This is a genomic window from Haematobacter massiliensis, assembly GCF_000740795.1.
In the GTDB taxonomy this organism is placed as follows: Bacteria; Pseudomonadota; Alphaproteobacteria; order Rhodobacterales; family Rhodobacteraceae; genus Haematobacter; species Haematobacter massiliensis.
The window spans coordinates 605,887-622,731 of sequence record NZ_JGYG01000001.1; the positions used below are offsets into that span (position 1 = coordinate 605,887).

13 protein-coding genes are annotated in these 16,845 nt (G+C 64.0%); 12 read left to right on the plus strand and 1 reads right to left on the minus strand.

Going from position 1 to position 16,845, the window contains the following annotated elements:
- Positions 1-15: 15 nt before the first annotated feature.
- The 12 genes from urtB (at position 16) to dtd (ending at position 15,856) form a co-directional block, all read left to right on the plus strand.
- Positions 16-1,602: an urea ABC transporter permease subunit UrtB gene (urtB, locus tag CN97_RS02945; RefSeq protein ID WP_035706672.1), complete on the plus strand. Its 1,587-nt coding sequence runs from the start codon at positions 16-18 to the stop codon at positions 1,600-1,602.
- 4 nt (positions 1,603-1,606) lie between these two features.
- Positions 1,607-2,716, plus strand: coding sequence for an urea ABC transporter permease subunit UrtC (urtC, locus tag CN97_RS02950; protein WP_035706676.1), 1,110 nt, complete (start codon positions 1,607-1,609; stop codon positions 2,714-2,716).
- Positions 2,713-3,483 (plus strand): urea ABC transporter ATP-binding protein UrtD, encoded by a 771-nt coding sequence (urtD, locus tag CN97_RS02955; RefSeq protein WP_035706678.1) that lies wholly within the window; start codon positions 2,713-2,715, stop codon positions 3,481-3,483. The genes urtC and urtD overlap by 4 nt, the downstream gene beginning before the upstream one ends.
- A gap of 1 nt (position 3,484) precedes the next feature.
- Positions 3,485-4,189: an urea ABC transporter ATP-binding subunit UrtE gene (urtE, locus tag CN97_RS02960; protein ID WP_035706679.1), complete on the plus strand. Its 705-nt coding sequence runs from the start codon at positions 3,485-3,487 to the stop codon at positions 4,187-4,189.
- Positions 4,190-4,274: 85 nt separating this feature from the next.
- Complete coding sequence (locus CN97_RS02965; RefSeq protein WP_051910915.1) at positions 4,275-6,146, plus strand: autotransporter assembly complex protein TamA; 1,872 nt, start codon at positions 4,275-4,277, stop codon at positions 6,144-6,146.
- The gene (locus CN97_RS02970; RefSeq protein ID WP_051910916.1) at positions 6,146-10,303 is read left to right on the plus strand and encodes a translocation/assembly module TamB domain-containing protein; all 4,158 of its coding nucleotides are present in this window, start codon (positions 6,146-6,148) and stop codon (positions 10,301-10,303) included. Before CN97_RS02965 ends, CN97_RS02970 begins: the two co-directional genes overlap by 1 nt.
- Positions 10,304-10,477: 174 nt before the next feature.
- Positions 10,478-11,332, plus strand: coding sequence for a PRC-barrel domain-containing protein (locus tag CN97_RS02975; RefSeq protein WP_035706681.1), 855 nt, complete (start codon positions 10,478-10,480; stop codon positions 11,330-11,332).
- 135 nt (positions 11,333-11,467) lie between these two features.
- Positions 11,468-11,986, plus strand: a complete 519-nt coding sequence (locus CN97_RS02980) for a DUF1269 domain-containing protein (RefSeq protein WP_035706684.1) — start codon at positions 11,468-11,470, stop codon at positions 11,984-11,986.
- Positions 11,987-12,087: 101 nt separating this feature from the next.
- A complete protein-coding gene (locus tag CN97_RS02985) occupies positions 12,088-13,212 on the plus strand; it encodes an SPFH domain-containing protein (RefSeq protein ID WP_035706687.1) in 1,125 nt (374 codons plus the stop codon).
- A 6-nt stretch (positions 13,213-13,218) separates the two neighbouring features.
- Positions 13,219-14,394 carry a primosomal protein N' (replication factor Y) - superfamily II helicase gene (locus CN97_RS02990; RefSeq protein ID WP_242685174.1) on the plus strand — a complete coding sequence of 392 codons (1,176 nt, stop codon included), beginning with the start codon at positions 13,219-13,221 and terminating at the stop codon, positions 14,392-14,394.
- A gap of 71 nt (positions 14,395-14,465) precedes the next feature.
- Entirely contained in the window at positions 14,466-15,425 is a 960-nt protein-coding gene (locus tag CN97_RS02995) for a phosphoribosylaminoimidazolesuccinocarboxamide synthase (protein WP_035706689.1), read from the plus strand.
- Positions 15,422-15,856 carry a D-aminoacyl-tRNA deacylase gene (dtd, locus tag CN97_RS03000; RefSeq protein WP_035706692.1) on the plus strand — a complete coding sequence of 145 codons (435 nt, stop codon included), beginning with the start codon at positions 15,422-15,424 and terminating at the stop codon, positions 15,854-15,856. Before CN97_RS02995 ends, dtd begins: the two co-directional genes overlap by 4 nt.
- On the opposite strand, the gene CN97_RS03005 is transcribed toward dtd, so the two are convergent.
- Positions 15,853-16,773: a DMT family transporter gene (locus tag CN97_RS03005; RefSeq protein WP_035706695.1), complete on the minus strand. Its 921-nt coding sequence runs from the start codon at positions 16,771-16,773 to the stop codon at positions 15,853-15,855. The genes dtd and CN97_RS03005 overlap by 4 nt on opposite strands.
- Between the last annotated feature and the right edge of the window lie 72 nt (positions 16,774-16,845).

The following is a 16,845-nucleotide window of genomic DNA, read 5'->3' on the forward strand; positions in this document are numbered from 1 at the left end:
TTCCGGGACAGGTGCATGACCTTCTTCCGTCTTCTTCTTGCCGCCCTCGGCATCACTCTCGCTGGAATGGCCGCTGCGCAAAGCGTGGATGAGCTGGTGACCCAGTTGCCTGCCGGCAGTTTCAATGATCGCGCACGCGTGGTGAGCGCTCTGGCCGCAACCGGCGATCCGCGCGTCGTCGATGTTCTGAATGCCTTGGTGGAAGGCGATCTCGCCGCTCTGAAATCCGACGGGACCGTGGTGATCGTGAAGGGCCGGGAGGCCCGCGTCGCGCTGACGGGAGAGGCAATTCCCGACCCCGGCCGCACCGCGGAAAAGGTGAAGGTCAACAACTCCCTGCGGCGTGACATCCGCGCAGCGCTCGGTGTGCTGACCCTGCGCGATCCCGACCCGGCCAAACGCCTTTCCGCTGCGGAAGCCGCATTTCGCGCGCCGGACCCCGAGCAGCTTTCCGCGCTCGATGCCGCGATGGCGGCGGAGACCAACGCGGCGGTCGGTGCGCGGCTCGCCCTCGCCCATGCAGCGGCGGTACTGGCCTCCGACCGGCCGGTGGTCGAGAAGGAAAAGGCCGTGGCCCTCATCGGCGATCTCCGCGACCAGTCCGCCCTTTCGCTGCTGACCCCGCTGCTCGCCTCGCCGGAACCTGCCATCGCCGCCGCCGCCGGAAACGCGATCACCGAGATCGAAAGATCGCGCGCCTTCTGGAACACCGCGCAGAACGTGTGGTTCGGCCTGTCTCTCGGCTCCGTGCTGCTGCTGGCGGCGGTCGGGCTCGCCATCACCTTTGGCGTGATGGGCGTCATCAACATGGCGCATGGAGAGCTCGTGATGCTCGGCGCTTACACGACCTTCGTGGTGCAGGAGGCGATCCGCCAGAACGCACCCTGGCTGTTCGACTGGTCGCTGCTCATCGCCCTGCCGCTGGCCTTTGCCGTGGCGGGAGGGGTCGGCGTGCTGATCGAGCGCGGCATCGTGCGGCACCTCTACGGCCGCCCGCTGGAGACTCTGCTCGCGACATGGGGTGTCAGCCTCATCCTGCAGCAGGCGGTGCGGTCATTCTTCGGCCCGAACAACCGTGAAGTGGGCAATCCCTCCTGGATGTCGGGCGCATTCCAGATCGGCCAGATGACCATCACATGGAACCGGCTCTGGATCATCGTCTTTGCGCTCGTGGTCTTTGCGACCCTGCTGGTGGTGCTCAAGCGCACGGCCATCGGCCTCCAGATGCGCGCCGTTACGCAGAACCGTCCGATGGCGGCGAACATGGGCATCCGGACCGGGCGGGTGGACGCGCTGACCTTCGGGCTTGGCGCGGGCATCGCCGGGCTGGCGGGCGTCGCCCTGTCACAGATCGACAATGTCAGCCCCAATCTCGGACAGGGGTATATCGTGGACAGCTTCATGGTCGTCGTCTTTGGCGGTGCCGGCAACATCTGGGGCACCTTCGCGGCTGCCTTCTCGCTCGGCATCATCAACAAGTTCCTGGAACCCTTTGCAGGGGCGGTGCTGGCGAAGATCCTGATCCTCGTCTTCATCATCCTGTTCATCCAAAAGCGTCCGCGCGGCCTGTTCGCCGTCAAGGGCCGGTTTGTGGAGGGCTGAGAGGATGCAGGAAACCTTCTTCAACCGCCGACTCGTCATCGCGCTCATCGTTCTGTTTATCGTCATTGTCGCGGTGCCGGTTGGCAACCTGATGATGGAGCAACGGCCCATCCCCTCCTACATCGTCGCGCTGATCGGGAAATACTTCTGTTACGCGCTGCTGGCCGTGGCGCTGGATCTGGTCTGGGGCTACTGCGGGATCCTGTCGCTCGGGCATGGGGCGTTCTTCGCGCTCGGCGGCTATGCGATGGGCATGTACCTGATGCGCCAGATCGGGGATCGCGGCGTCTATGCAAACCCGAACCTGCCCGATTTCATGGTGTTCCTGAACTGGCAGGAACTGCCGTGGTACTGGCAAGGCTTCAACCACTTCCCCTTCGCCCTGCTGATGGTGCTCTTCGTGCCGGGATTGCTTGCCTTCGTCTTCGGCTGGTTCGCCTTCCGCAGCCGGGTGACCGGGGTCTATCTGTCGATCATCACGCAGGCGATGACCTATGCGCTGATGCTGGCCTTCTTCCGCAACGAGATGGGCTTTGGCGGCAACAACGGGCTGACAGACTTCAAGGACATCCTCGGCTTCTCGATTCAGGCTGACAGCACGCGGGCGGCGCTCATGGTAATCTCGGGCCTGGCGCTGGCCGGCGGGCTGTTGCTGGGACGCTGGATCACCCAGTCACGTCTGGGGCAGGTGCTGGTCTGCGTGCGGGATGCGGAAAGCAGGACGCGGTTCATCGGCTACCGGGTAGAGCACTACAAGCTCTTCATCTTCGTCGTCTCGGCGATGATGGCCGGGGTGGCGGGCGCGCTCTACACCCCGCAGGTCGGCATCATCAACCCGTCTGAATTCTCCGCCGCAAACTCCATCCTGATCGTGATCTGGGTGGCGCTGGGCGGGCGGGGCACGCTTGTCGGTGCGGCGCTCGGCGCAATCATCGTCTCGCTCGCGCAGACGCTGCTGACGAGCTGGTTCCCCGATGCGTGGCTCTTCTTCCTTGGCGCGATGTTCATCCTCGTGACCATCGGCCTGCCGAACGGCGTGCTGGGCGCCATCGAAGGCACCGGGAAACGCTTCCGTCGCCAGCGATCCAGCGACCCCGTGGAGGTAGAGGCATGACCGCGCACGCGACCATCCCCGGCAGCGCCACGGTGCAGCAACTCCAACTGGACGGCGTCACCAAGGCCTTCGATGGCTTCAAGGCGATCAACAACCTCTCGCTCGTGGTGGACAAGGGAGAATTGCGGGCGGTGATCGGCCCGAACGGGGCGGGCAAGACCACGATGATGGACATCATCACCGGAAAGACCCGCCCCGATGACGGCAAGGTGCTCTGGGAGCAGCAGCTCGACCTCACGAAACTGGACGAGGCCGACTGCGCGCAACTGGGTATCGGACGGAAGTTCCAGAAGCCCACGGTGTTCGAGAGCCATACGGTTGAGGACAATCTCCGCCTCTCGATCAAGGGGGACCGAGGTGTGTTCGCCAGCCTGTTCCACAAGACCACCGCCGCCGAAACCCGGCGGGTGGCGGAGCTGCTGGAGATCGTGCGCCTTGGCGATGCGCGCCACCGCCCAGCCGCCGATCTGTCGCACGGGCAGAAGCAATGGCTGGAGATCGGCATGCTGCTTGCCCAGGATCCGCAGCTTCTGCTGGTGGATGAACCCGCCGCCGGCATGACCGATGCCGAGACGATGCGGACTGCGGAACTGCTGCGCGCCATCGCCGGGGAGCGCGCGGTGATCGTGGTCGAGCATGACATGGATTTCGTCCGCGCGCTCGACTGCAAGGTGACGGTTCTCCATCAGGGCAGCGTTCTGGCGGAGGGCAACCTGGAGACGGTGAGCGCCATGCCCGAAGTCATAGAAGTCTATCTGGGACGCTGAGATGCTGGAAGTCGACCATATCAACCTGTCCTACGGCGCCGCGCAGGCGTTGAAATCGGTCACCGTCTCCGCGCGCGAAGGAGAGGTGACGACGGTGCTGGGGCGGAACGGCGTCGGCAAGAGCTCTCTGCTGCGGGCCATCGTCGGGCGGCACGGCATCACCGCCGGCGCGATCCGCTGGCAGGGGGCGGAGATCGCCCGTCTCTCCCCGGTGGAGCGCGCCCAGCGCGGCATCGCCTATGTGCCGCAGGGTCGCGAGATCTTCCCGTTGCTCACGGTGCGCGAAAATCTTGAGACCGGCTTTGCAGCCCTGCCCCGCGGCCGCAAGACCATACCGGATGACGTCTTCGCCCTGTTCCCCGTCCTGAAAGAGATGATGGCGCGCCGCGGTGGCGATCTGTCGGGCGGGCAGCAGCAGCAGCTTGCCATCGGCCGGGCGATGGTGATGCGGCCGAAACTTCTGGTTCTGGACGAGCCGACCGAAGGCATCCAGCCCTCCATCATCAAGGACATCGGCCGTGCCATCCGCTACCTCCGGGATGAAGCGGGCATGGCCATCCTGCTGGTGGAGCAGTTCTTCGACTTCGCCCGCGAGCTGGCGGACCGCTTCTATGTCATGGACAGAGGCGAGGTGGTGATGGATGGCATTCAGGTTGAGATGAGCGGTGAGCGAGAGCCGGAGTTGCGCAGGTGGCTCACCGTCTGAGGCAATGTGTCTGACCAGCTGGAAATGGGAACGGAATCCTGCATGCTAGGTTGTGTGAAAAACACAAACTGAAGGCAGGGCAGTGATGACACGCAGGACCGACGGGAAGTGGAATGCCGCCCTGCTATGCGCGACGGCTGCCATTTGTAGCGTCTCCTTCGTGCCTGCCGTACTTCTCGCCCAGCAAAACCAGCCCGCGGAACAGCGCCAGCAGTCGCGGGACGGCATACATTTCAATATCCGGGGTGGTCGCGACGATGATCTGGAAACCCTTTTGCGCGGGGCGTCGCTGCTTTCTGCCGCGGCCGAGAACCGGCAGGGCGATCCGCAGGAACTCATCGCTTCTGCCAGGGCCGATTACGCACGCCTGATAGGTGCTCTCTATTCGCGCGGATACTACGCCCCGGTCATCAACATCCTCGTGGACGGGCGCGAGGCGGCAAATATCCCCACGTTGCAGGCCCCCCGAGCGATCCGCCGCATAGATGTGAATGTCGAGACCGGCCCCACCTTTCAGTTTGGTCAGGTTTCCATCGCGCCGCTGACGCCCTCCACCACACTGCCCTCCGATCTTCGTGCGCGGGAACGCGCGCGCTCGACGCTGATCCAGCAGGGCGTGGATGCGGCGACGACCGGATGGCGTGACGCAGGCTATGCCAAGGTTGCCACGGGCAAGCAGGATATCGTGGCCGATCATCGGCAGAACCTCCTGAACGTCGATATCGGCATGCTGCCGGGGCCACGTGTGACCTTTGGCAAGCTCATTGTCGCCGGAAACGAGAATGTGCGGACGGAGCGCGTCCACGCCATTGCCGGTCTTCCGGAGGGCGAGGTCTTTGATCCCGCCGATCTGGAAGAAAGCGCCCGGCGGCTGCGTCGCGCCGGCGCCTTCTCCTCCGTGGCGATACAGGAGGCCGACCGTCTCGGACCGGGAAATACCATGGATATCACTGCGACGGTGGTGGAATCCCTGCCCCGCCGCTTCGGCTTCGGCGCCGAGGTATCTTCTTCCGACGGGGTGAACCTGAACGGCTACTGGATGCACCGGAACCTGTTCGGAGGGGCGGAGAACCTCCGCTTCGACCTGCAGGGACAGGGTCTGGGAAGCGGCGACGATCAGGAGTACAGCATCGGCGCTCTCTTCTCCCGTCCCGCGACCTTCGATCCGGATACGACGCTGAAGCTCGGCACCCAGCTCAAGCGCACCGATGAACAGGATTATACCAGCGACAGCTTCACCATCACCGGGGGTGTGGAGCATTATTTCAACGAATATCTCACCGGGCGTATCGGGCTGGAATACGGCTTCTATCGTATCCGCGAGTTCGGAGAGACCACGAACCTGCAAATCCTCTCGCTGCCCACGGGTGCTACGTATGACCGGCGCGATGACAAGCTGAACGCCACCAGCGGCTATTTTCTGGAGGGCGAAGCGCGGCCTTTCTACGGGATCAACGACGATGCCGGGTCCGGTGGCCGGGTCCGGTTCGATGGCCGCGCCTTCTGGAGCCCCGGCGAAAGCAAGCGCGTGGTTCTGGCAGGCCGGGTGCAACTCGGCTCCGTTCTGGGCGCGGACATCACGGAAACGCCGCGGGAATACCTGTTCTATTCGGGCGGCGCGGGCACGGTACGGGGCCAGCCCTTCCAGTCGCTCGGCGTGCCGAACCCGGATTACCTGTCACGGGACGCCACCATCGGTGGACGGAATTTCCTGGGCCTCTCGGGCGAGGTGCGCACCCGCGTGACCCAAAGCATAGGCGTCGTCGCGTTCTATGACGCGGGCTACGTTTCCGCGGACAAGTTCTTCGACGACAGCGGCGACTGGCAGGGCGGCATCGGGCTTGGCCTGCGGTACAACACGGGCATCGGCCCCATCCGGTTAGACGTCGGGGCCCCGCTCGGCGGGGACACGGGCAACGGTGTTCAACTTTATGTCGGTATCGGGCAGGCCTTCTGATGCGGTTCCTTATCCTCTTCATCGCCCTTTTGAGCTTCTGGCTGCCGGCCCCCGTCCGCGCGCAGGACAATGACGGTGCATCCTATCTGGAAAGCCTGCTGCAGAGCAGCCTGTCCGGCGCGGGGCGGCAGGTCACGATCCGGGGCTTCTCCGGCGCGCTTTCCTCCACCGCGCGAATAGAGGAGCTGGCGATTTCTGACGATCAGGGTCAGTGGTTCTCCGCCCGCGACGTCGTGCTGAACTGGAGCCGCCTCGCCCTGTTGACCGGCCGCGTTCAGGTGCAGGAATTCTCCGCCGCCGAGGTGGTGCTGTCCCGCCTGCCGCAGACGGAAGCCGCGCCGCCCTCGCCGGAGGCAGAGCCCTTCTCCCTTCCCGATCTGCCGGTTTCCATCAACATAGACAGTCTCCGTATCGACCGGCTGGACATTGGTGAGCCGGTCTTCGGCATCGCCAACGTCTCCCGCGCGTCCGGTTCGGCCAATCTCGCTGGAGGTGAAGGCGCGCTACAACTCCGGCTGGAGCGGACGGACGGCCAGCGCGGCGTCTTCAACATTGCGGGGGCATACGCAAATAGCAGCCGCCACCTGACCGTGGATGTGGAGCTTGACGAGGGTCCGGGCGGCATCGTCACCACGCTGGCAGGACTGCCGGGCGCGCCTGCGCTCACGCTCTCCGTCAAGGGCGACGCACCGATTGACGATTTCGCTGCCGACATCCGGCTTGCCACCGCCAATCAGGACCGTCTGACAGGACAGGTCACCGCCCGCGCGGTTGAGGCGGCGGCGGGGCAGCCGGCGGGGTCGGCACGGCATTTCACCTTCAACCTCGAAGGCGACATCCGGGCCTTGCTGCCCGAGCAGTTCCGCGCCTTCTTCGGATCGCAACTGACCCTCACGGCGGATGCCACCCGCCAGCCTGACAGTTCCATGGTGGTGCCTGAATTCATGCTGCGCGCCGAGGCCATCAACCTGAACGGCGAACTCCGCATCGCGGCCGACGGGTTGCCGAGCTTTGTCGATGTGAACGGCTCCATCCATCCGCCCGCTGGGACCGAAGGCCCGGTGGTCCTGCCGATCGCCACGCCGACGGAGCTGTCGGGCGCCGATCTGGCCATCGCTTATGATGACACGGTGAGCGAGACCTGGACGATCGACATGACCGCCCGGGATTTCAAGCGACCCGGCATGACGATCTCCACCCTCCGGCTCGAGGGCGGCGGCGGTGTCATGCGGGAAACGGCACAGGACGCGCCACGGCTCGACGCCAACCTGCGGTTCAGCGGGGATGGCATCGCCCTTGACGACCCTGCCCTCGCCCGTGCCGTGGGCCCCCGGGTGGAAGGGACGACGGTGTTTGTCTGGCAATCAGGCGACGGGGTCGTGACGATGCCGGTTCTTAACGTTCGGGGGGAGGATTATTCCGCCGTTGCCGATCTGGTCTTCAATGGCCTGAACGCGGCGCTCAGGGTATCCGGCAAGCTGACGGCGAGCCTTGACGACATCTCCCGCTTCTCCGACCTGGCGGGTCGTCCGCTTTCCGGTGAGGCCGAGGCAGCGGCCAGCGGTGCTTTCGAGCCGCTTTCCGGCATGTTCGATGTCGTCGCAGATGTGACGGGGACGGACCTGACGGCTTCGCAGGAGCAGCTCGACCGGCTCCTCGCAGGGCAATCCCGCATAACGCTGTCCGCCAAGCGGGATGAAACCGGCACCGAAATCCGGGATGCCCAGCTTACCGCCCGGACGCTCAGCCTGCAGGCCTCCGGCAATATCACCAGCAACGCGACGGATGTAAGGCTCAACGGGCGTTTCGCCGATGCACGCGTTCTCGGACCAGGCTTTTCCGGCTCGGTGGACATTGATGGGCGTGCCTGGCAGGTGGCCGAAGGGTTGCGGCTGACGCTTGACGCGACGGGCAACGATCTTCGCGTCGGCCAGCCGCAGGCGGATGGGCTGCTGCGCGGCCAAAGCCGTATCCGGTTTGCCGGCGTGCAGAACGGCCATGTGCTGACCATAGACACGGCCACCGTCGATGCCACGACCCTGAACCTGACTGCGACGGGGCGTTATGCGCCGGGCAATACCGACGTCTCGCTTGACGGGGCATTCACCGACCTTTCCGTTCTGGGTCAGGGTTATGGCGGTGCGGGTACCGCGACGGCGCGGGTGCACGATACGCCCGACGGCCTCAGGCTTGAGACCAACGTGTCCGGGAACGACCTGCGCGTGGGTCAGCAACAGGCGGATGGCCTGCTCCGCGGGCAGAGCCGCATCGACCTTGCCGCTGTGCAGAACGGTGAGCGGATCACCCTCGACCGGCTTGCGGTAAACGCGACGACTCTGACGCTTACGGCAAGCGGCCGCTACGACCCCAATGACACGGACCTGCAGGCCGCGTTCAACTTCTCCGATCTTGGCGTTCTGGGTAGCGGGTTCCGCGGCGCGCTTACGGCCGACGCACGCGCTGTCAGCGAGCCGGGCGGTATCCGTATCACGGCCGACAGCCGCGCTTCGGGCCTTGCACTCGGCGGCCAGCCGGAGGTGAACGCGCTTCTCAGGGGCGACGGCACGCTCGCACTCAATGTGCTTCGGACGCCCGAAGGCTTCCTGCAGATCGACCGCTTCACCTTTCAGAACCCGCAACTTTCCGCAAATGTGAACGGGGAGGTGCAGGGCGAAGCGCGCAATCTGACCGTCGATGCACGGCTGAATAACCTGGCCATCGTCGTGCCGGGCTTCCCGGGGCCGGTGACCCTGCGGGGGACGGTTGTCGATGCGGAAAATCAACTCCGCCTCAACCTCGCGGCGCAGGGTCCAGGTCAGATCGATACCCGGCTGACCGGAACCATGGCGCGGGATTTCTCCCGCTCTGACCTGGCGCTGACCGGCTCCTCTCAGCTTGGGCTGATAAACCCCTTCCTTGGCGCGCGCTCCGCTCAGGGACTTGTCCGTTTCGACCTGACAATGAACGGTCCTCTCGGACTCAACTCTCTCGGCGGCACGGTGACTGCGAGCAATCTGCGCATCGTCGATCCGGCGCTGAACATCGCCCTGAGCGGCGGAAGCGCGCGGGTGACCTTGGCGTCCGGCACTGCTCGGATAGATGCGAACACCAGCGTCGAAGGGGGCGGCACCCTGACCGCAGCAGGCACGATTGCCATGACCGCGCCCTTTACCGCCAATCTTCAGGTCAATGCGCAGGCGGCGCGGCTGCAGGATCCACAGCTCTACACAACCTCGCTCACTGGATCGGTCGCGATTACCGGCCCGCTGACGGGAGGTGCAAGGATCGCGGGCACGATGAACCTCGGGCAGACCGACGTGCGCGTACCTTCCAGCTTTGGCGGCACGTTCACCATCCCCACGATCCGCCATATCGCAGAGCCTGCCGCCGCAAGAGCCACACGGGCGCGGGCGGACCTCATTCAGACCCAAACGAGACCCTCGGAGAGTGGGCGTGGGGTTTTCACGCTGGATGTCACGATAAACGCGCCGAGCCGCATCTTCATCCGCGGCCGCGGGCTGGACGCAGAACTCGGCGGCTCAATCAATATCGGCGGCACGACCGCGAATATCGTGCCATCGGGGCAGTTCGACCTGGTCAGGGGACGCCTGGACTTTCTCGACCGCCGGTTTGACCTCACCAGTGGCAGCTTCTTCCTGCAGGGAAATTTCGACGGCTTCGTCAACCTCACGGCGCAGACCAATACCGGGAGCGGCTTGACCGCCATCATCAACGTCACGGGCCCCGTCAACGATCCCGACATCAATATCACGTCCAATCCATCTCTCCCGGAGGAGGAGGTGCTGGCGCAGATCATCTTCGGCCGCGACCTTTCCAGCATCTCCCCGCTCCAGGCAGCGCAACTGGCTTCCGCCGTTGCCATGCTCACGGGCAGCGGGGGCGATAGTCTCGTCGGGCGATTCCGCAGCAGCGTCGGTCTGGATGACTTCGACCTCGTGACGGATGAAGAAGGCAACACCGGCGTGAAAGCGGGTCGTTACCTCTCGGAGAACATCTACACCGAAGTGGTCGTCGGGTCGGGCAACCAGACCCAGATCAACCTCAACCTCGACCTCACCAAATCATTCACCGTTCGGGGAAGCGTGGGGGAGGACGGCAACACCGGTATCGGCATCTATTTCGAACGCGACTACTGACATTGCGGAGGTGGAGCGGGAATTCCCCGCTTTACCCGCGAACGCAGACGACAAGGAAACGTTCCATAAAAACCCGTTGATTTCGTTTATTTTTCTTGGAACGCATTCGATCGCGCAGACGTTAGGCGGTTGTAAGTCCTGCGCACAGGACAGGCCCAACGAAAGGACCGTTCGATGAAAAAACTCCTTGTCACCACCGCCATCGTTGCGATGACCTCCCTGCCGGCGCTTGCGCAGACCGCGCCTGCCGGAGGCTCAGCGGTGGTTGTTGCGTCGGAAACCGTGTTCCTTGCAGCCCCCAAGCCCGAGGCCCTGTATGCGGATGATCTGATTGGTAAGCGGCTCTACACCAGCGATGTGGAAGTAGAGGTGAATGCTAATTCCGCCGAGCTTTACCGGGACTGGCACCACGTCGGCAATATCAATGACCTGGTGATGTCGCGCGACGGAAGCATTGAGGCCGTTCTCGTCGATGTCGGTGGCTTCCTCGGCATCGGCGCCCGCACCGTCGCTGTGAACATGGACTCTATCCGTATCATTCCTGACGGTGAGAACCCGAGCGACTATTTCCTCGTCTTCACTGCAACCCGTGAAGCCTTGGAAAATGCGCCGGAGTATCAGCGGCCGGAGCGTATGAGCAACATGGAAGCTGCCACCAATGCCACCGGCGCGGCGGCAACCGGAGCGGCGGCGACGGGTGCAGCAGCAAGCACCGGCTGGATGGAACCGAACGAGGGTTATGAGCGTGTGCTGGCCTCGGGTCTGACGGCGGAGCAGATCAAGGGCGTGAATGTCTATGATGCGAACAACGTCGACGTCGGCAAAGTGTCCGACCTCGTGATGTCCGCAGATGGTCACGTGCAACAGGTAATCGTCGATGTGGGCGGCTTCCTTGGGATCGGCGCGAAACCTGTCGCCCTGCCCTTCAACGAGATGGACGTTCACAAGCAGGTCGATGGCGACACCTACCGGGTCTACGTCTCTATGACGAAGGAGCAGCTTGAGGCGCTTCCGCGCCACGAGAGCTGAGCGCTTCCAGCAGCACGATGAGAAAGGCCCGCGATCATCGCGGGCCTTTTTGACATGAGCGCGCGCTGGACGCTTGCCCGCTCTTTCTGTTGCGCCATCCTCTCTCCTGCACATTCATGAATGCAGGAGGATCGAATGTCCGATCTGATCGTGGTCGCCTTCAATGACGACGCAACGGCTTTTGAACTACGCGCCGAGCTCGCGAAACTACAGAAGGACTACCTTCTGGAGATGGATGATATCGTCGTGGTAACTCATGACCAGAACGGCAAGGTCAAGCTGCATCAAGCCGTCAACATGACGGCTGCAGGCGCTGCAACTGGATCACTTTGGGGTCTGCTCGTCGGCGTGCTTTTCCTCAACCCGATCCTGGGGGTAGCGGTGGGTGCCGGTGCCGGCGCGCTTTCAGGCGCCTTCACGGATATCGGCATCGACGACAAGGTCATGAAAGAGATCGGCGAAACACTCACACCCGGAACTGCCGCTGTCTTTGCGCTGATCCGCTCCGCCACCGCTGACAAGGTAATGACCGCCCTTGAGCCGTTCCGGGCGAAGGGCAAGATCATCCGCACCTCGCTTTCCCATGAATCCGAAGCGAAGTTGAAGGAATTCTTTGAGAAATCGCAGGCGGAACCGCCTGAAATCACGAGCTGAGCAAATATCTCGCACGGGGCAGCCCCGAAAGGTTATAGTTGGTCTGGCCGGGTATCGCCCGACGGACGGTTACAGAAAACGTTTTGGGGGACGCTCATCCCATGGCACTTTTCAACTTGCTCAAGGGCGAGTTCATCGACGTCATCGCATGGACCGATGATACCCGCGACACGATGGTCTGGCGCTTCGAGCGTTACGGCCATGCCATTAAATACGGCGCAAAACTGACGGTGAGGGAGGGTCAGGCCGCGGTTTTCGTCCATGAGGGACAGATCGCCGATGTCTTCGGCCCCGGTCTCTACATGCTGGAAACCAACAACCTTCCGATCCTCACCACTCTCCAGCACTGGGACCACGGCTTTCAGTCGCCGTTCCTGTCGGAGGTGTATTTCGTCAACACCACCCGGTTCAACGATCTGAAATGGGGGACGAAAAACCCGATCATCTGTCGCGACCCGGAGTTCGGCGTGGTGCGGATCCGGGCCTTCGGCACCTATTCCGTCCGCGTCACGGATCCTGCGAAATTCATCCGCGAGATCGTGGGCACCGACGGTCAGTTCACCGCCGATGAGATCACCTTCCAGATCCGCAATGTCATCGTGCAGGAGTTCTCCCGCGCTGTGGCATCGTCGCGGATTCCGGTCCTGGACATGGCGGCGAATGCCGCCGATCTCGGCCGTATCGTGGCAGAGGCTATCGCCCCCACCATCGCCAACTACGGCCTGACCCTGCCCGAGCTTTATGTGGAGAACATCTCCCTCCCCGATGAGGTGGAAGCCGTGCTCGACAAACGCACCTCCATGGGCATCCTGAAGGGCGACCTAGCCGCCTACACCCAGATCTCCGCCGCCGAAGCCATGACACGTGCGGCGGGTACGCCCGGAAGCGGCATGGGTGACGGGATCGGTGCGGGTCTCGGCATGGCAATGGGCATGAACATGGCCCGGAGTGGACCGTGGGGCATGGCGCCCGCAGAAGCCACGCCGCCCCCTCCGCCGCCCGTGGACAGGGTCTGGCATCTTGCTATCGGCGGGGAGGCGAAGGGGCCGTTTTCCCGTGCGTCTCTCGGACGACAGGCGACGGACGGCAGCCTGACGCGGCAGACGCTGGTCTGGACAGCGGGGCAGGATGGCTGGAAGCCTGCAGGCGAAATCCCTGAACTTGCACAGCTTTTCACGGTCGCACCTCCGCCGCCTCCGCCGCTGCCGCCCGCGGGTGGGGCCTGATCGCGAATGGCAAGTGACATCCCGCGCGTCTCCCGTCAGGGGGGCGCGGGGGCGGAAAACGCGGTGACCGCGCGTCCGGAGGGGCTGCATTTCCCCTGTTCCGCCTGCGGGGCCGATCTGGTGTTCCAGCCGGGGCAGACATCCCTCGTCTGTCCCTATTGCGGGCATGTTCAGGAAATTCCGGGAGCGACTGCCGCTGAACGGCGGCGGGCGCTGGCGGAGATAGATTATCGCGCGGCGATCGAAAGACGGCTTCCCAATGCGCTGGACACCCTCCAGATCCTTGCCTGCCCGAACTGCGGCGCCAAGATCGAGGTGGAAGCGAACCTCCGCGCCACCACCTGCCCGTTCTGCGCCACGGCCCTGATCGGTGAACCGGCGCTGGAGCAGTTGTTCCGGGCACAAGCCGTGGTGCCCTTTGCCATCCCGGAAGAACGCGCGCTAACCCTCATGACAGGCTGGCTCGGCTCCCTCTGGTTCGCGCCGAACGGCCTCAGACAATATGCCCGCAAGGACAAGCGGCTCACCGGAATATACGTCCCATACTGGACCTTCGATGCGCAGACGGAGACGCAGTATCGCGGCCTGCGCGGCACCGTTTATGTCGAGTATCAGACCGTCACCGTGATGGTGGATGGCCGTCCCCAGCAGCAGCGGCAACCGGTGCAGAAGATCCGCTGGACGCCTGTCGCGGGCCGGGTCGCGCGGGAGTTCGACGACGTGCTGATTGTGGCCTCGACCAGCCTGCCCCGGCGGGAAGCGGAGAATCTGGAGCCGTGGAATCTCGGCGCGCTGCAGCCCTATGCGCCGGAATATCTCGCCGGCTTCTTCTCCGAGGGATATACGGTCGATCTGGAGGACGGCCACGCGATGGCGCGGCAGAAGATGGATGCGGTGATCGAAGGAGACATCCGCCGTGACATCGGCGGCGATGCCCAGCAGATACAGGCCGTCAGAACGGATGCGCGGCGCGAGACGTTCAAGCATATCCTGCTGCCCGTCTGGACCGCGGCCTATAAATATGGCGGGCGGAGCTTCACCTTCGTTGTCAATGGCCAGACCGGCGAGGTGCAGGGCCAGCGCCCGTATTCAGCGTGGAAGATCGCCGGTGCGGTGATCGTGGCGCTTCTGCTTGTCGCGCTGTTCATGTGGCTTGCGGAGCAGCAGGGCATGTTGCGCTGATCGCCTGCGCCATTGACAAGCCCTGCCATTCGCCGCAACAGGGCGCATCGCCCCAGCCCCCCGGAGAGCCCATGCGCATTCTGGCCGAAGCCCGTTTCCCCGAACTTCCGCATCCCTATTTCGGCAAGGTCCGCGACAATTACGACCTGCCGGACGGCAGGCGGATCATCATTTCCTCCGACCGGCTGTCGGCCTTCGACCGGATCCTCGCCTGCATCCCGTGGAAGGGCCAGGTTCTGACCCAAACGGCACGCTACTGGTTCGAGCGGACGGCGGACATCTGCCCGAACCATGTGCTGTCCTATCCCGATCCGAACGTGGTGGTGGGCAAGCGGCTCACGATCCTGCCCGTAGAGGTCGTCGTACGCGGCTATCTGGCGGGCACCACGGGCACCTCCATCCTCACGCTCTACAAGAAGGGCGAGCGGGAGATGTACGGCCACCGCTTCCCCGACGGGCTGCGTGACAATGAGAAACTGCCCAAGCCGATCCTCACGCCGACATCCAAGGAGTTCGACGGGGGCCATGACGCGCCGCTTACCCCGAAAGAGATCGTGGAGGGTGGTCTGCTCACGCCGGAACAGTGGGAGACCCTGTCGGTCTATGCCCTCGGTCTCTTTGCCCGTGGGCAGGAAATCGCGGCGCAACGCGGATTGATCCTCGTCGATACGAAATACGAATTCGGTCTGGACGAGGATGGGAATATCGTGCTGGCCGACGAGATCCACACGCCTGACAGCTCCCGCTACTGGCTCGCGGAGGGCTATGACGAGGCCTTCGCCACCGGCAAGCGCCCGCCCTCCTTCGACAAGGATTTCGTGCGCGCCTGGGTGGCGGAGCGCGTCGATCCCTACACCGATCCGATCCCCGAGATTCCGGCCGAACTGATCGAGGCGACCTCCCGCGTCTATATAGACGCCTATGAGCGCATCACGGGCGAAACCTTCGTGCCTGATACCAGCGGCGCCACCCCGGTCGACCGGGTACGCGACAACCTCGCCTACGCCTTCCCCCGATACTTCGGCGCATGAGAGCGGTCGTCCAGCGGGTCATCGAAGCCTCCGTCACCGTCGCAGGAAAGGTCGTGGGGAGGACCGGCCCCGGTTTCCTCGTCCTTCTCTGCGCGATGCGGGGTGATGACCGGGTGAAGGCGGAGCAGATGGCCGCGAAGATCGTCAAGCTCCGCATCTTTGAGGATGACGCAGGCAAGATGAACCTGTCGCTCCGCGATACCGGTGGCTCCGTCCTGCTGGTGAGCCAGTTCACACTTGGCGCCGATACGCGCGGCAATCGCCCGGGCTTCACCCCTTCCGCACCGCCGCAGGAGGCGGAGCCGCTCTATCTCCACGTGGCCGACCGTATTCGCGCGGAGGGCATCCCGGTTGAGACCGGTGTTTTCGGGGCGGAGATGCGGGTCGCCCTCGTCAACGAGGGACCGGTAACGATCTGGCTCGATCTTTAACCGGCGGGAGTGGCCGCCTGCCGCTGACGCTTGCGCTCAAGCCCGAGTTGGCGTTCCCGCCATATGATGAGCAGCCCGGCCGCGACCACCAGCGACGCCCCCCAGAGCATCGTCAACGTCGGCACCTCGTCAAAGAACATGTAGCCGATCGCCAGCGCGAAGATCATGGAGACATATTCAAACGGCGCCACGACCGAGGCATCCGCGTAGCGGTAGGCGGTGGTGATGAAGATCTGAGCCAGCCCACCCAGCAGGCCCGCCATGAGGAGCAACCAGAACTCCGTCCGCGTCGGCACCACCCAACCCGGAATGGTCAGAAGCGACAGCAGCGTGGAGAACAGCGAGAAATAGAACACGATGGAGGAGACGGATTCGGTCACCACCATCCGCCGGAGCAGCACCTGCACGAGTGCTGCGCAGGTGGCGCTTCCCAGCGCGATGAAGGCTCCCGCCGTCTCCCGCTCGGAGAGCATGCCAGTCCCGAAGGCGGAAAGCCGCGGCGACAGGACGATCAGCACGCCCGCCAGCCCAAGGAGCACGCAGGAAATCCGGAACCCCCGCACCACCTCCCCGAGAAAGAGCGAGGCAAACACAACGGTCAGCAGCGGCGCCGCATAGCCGATCGCCGTTACCTCCGGCAAAGGCAGCAGGCCCGCCGACCAGAAGTTGAGCGTCATGGAAGCGGTGCCGATCACCCCACGCCACAGATGCCCGAAAGGGTTCTTCGTGCGCAGGCCCGCGCCGAGCTGTTTCGTGGCGCCCAGCCAGATCACGATGACGAGAACCGCAAAGAAGGACCGGAAAAACACGATCTGCCCGGTGGGCACATGCTCCGTCGTGGCTTTGACAAGCGCGAGCATTACGATGAAGAGCAGCACCGAGGCGATCTTGAGGCCGATGCCGTAGAACACGTTCATGGAGAAATCCGGAGCCTTGCCGATCTGGCTTGCGACGATTCGGTCGGACGATCAAGCAGGCATTCCATCTTT

What these genes read in the sequence shown, in the direction of transcription:
- CN97_RS02970 (WP_051910916.1), top strand. Translation starts at nt 6,146, where the DNA reads ATGCGGTTCCTTATCCTCTTCATCGCCCTTTTGAGCTTCTGGCTGCCG.
- CN97_RS02990 (WP_242685174.1), top strand. Translation starts at nt 13,219, where the DNA reads ATGGCAAGTGACATCCCGCGCGTCTCCCGTCAGGGGGGCGCGGGGGCG.
- CN97_RS02985 (WP_035706687.1), top strand. Translation starts at nt 12,088, where the DNA reads ATGGCACTTTTCAACTTGCTCAAGGGCGAGTTCATCGACGTCATCGCA.
- CN97_RS02995 (WP_035706689.1), top strand. Translation starts at nt 14,466, where the DNA reads ATGCGCATTCTGGCCGAAGCCCGTTTCCCCGAACTTCCGCATCCCTAT.
- CN97_RS02965 (WP_051910915.1), top strand. Translation starts at nt 4,275, where the DNA reads ATGACACGCAGGACCGACGGGAAGTGGAATGCCGCCCTGCTATGCGCG.
- CN97_RS02975 (WP_035706681.1), top strand. Translation starts at nt 10,478, where the DNA reads ATGAAAAAACTCCTTGTCACCACCGCCATCGTTGCGATGACCTCCCTG.
- CN97_RS03005 (WP_035706695.1), bottom strand. Translation starts at nt 16,773, where the DNA reads ATGAACGTGTTCTACGGCATCGGCCTCAAGATCGCCTCGGTGCTGCTC.
- dtd (WP_035706692.1), top strand. Translation starts at nt 15,422, where the DNA reads ATGAGAGCGGTCGTCCAGCGGGTCATCGAAGCCTCCGTCACCGTCGCA.
- urtC (WP_035706676.1), top strand. Translation starts at nt 1,607, where the DNA reads ATGCAGGAAACCTTCTTCAACCGCCGACTCGTCATCGCGCTCATCGTT.
- urtB (WP_035706672.1), top strand. Translation starts at nt 16, where the DNA reads ATGACCTTCTTCCGTCTTCTTCTTGCCGCCCTCGGCATCACTCTCGCT.
- urtE (WP_035706679.1), top strand. Translation starts at nt 3,485, where the DNA reads ATGCTGGAAGTCGACCATATCAACCTGTCCTACGGCGCCGCGCAGGCG.
- CN97_RS02980 (WP_035706684.1), top strand. Translation starts at nt 11,468, where the DNA reads ATGTCCGATCTGATCGTGGTCGCCTTCAATGACGACGCAACGGCTTTT.
- urtD (WP_035706678.1), top strand. Translation starts at nt 2,713, where the DNA reads ATGACCGCGCACGCGACCATCCCCGGCAGCGCCACGGTGCAGCAACTC.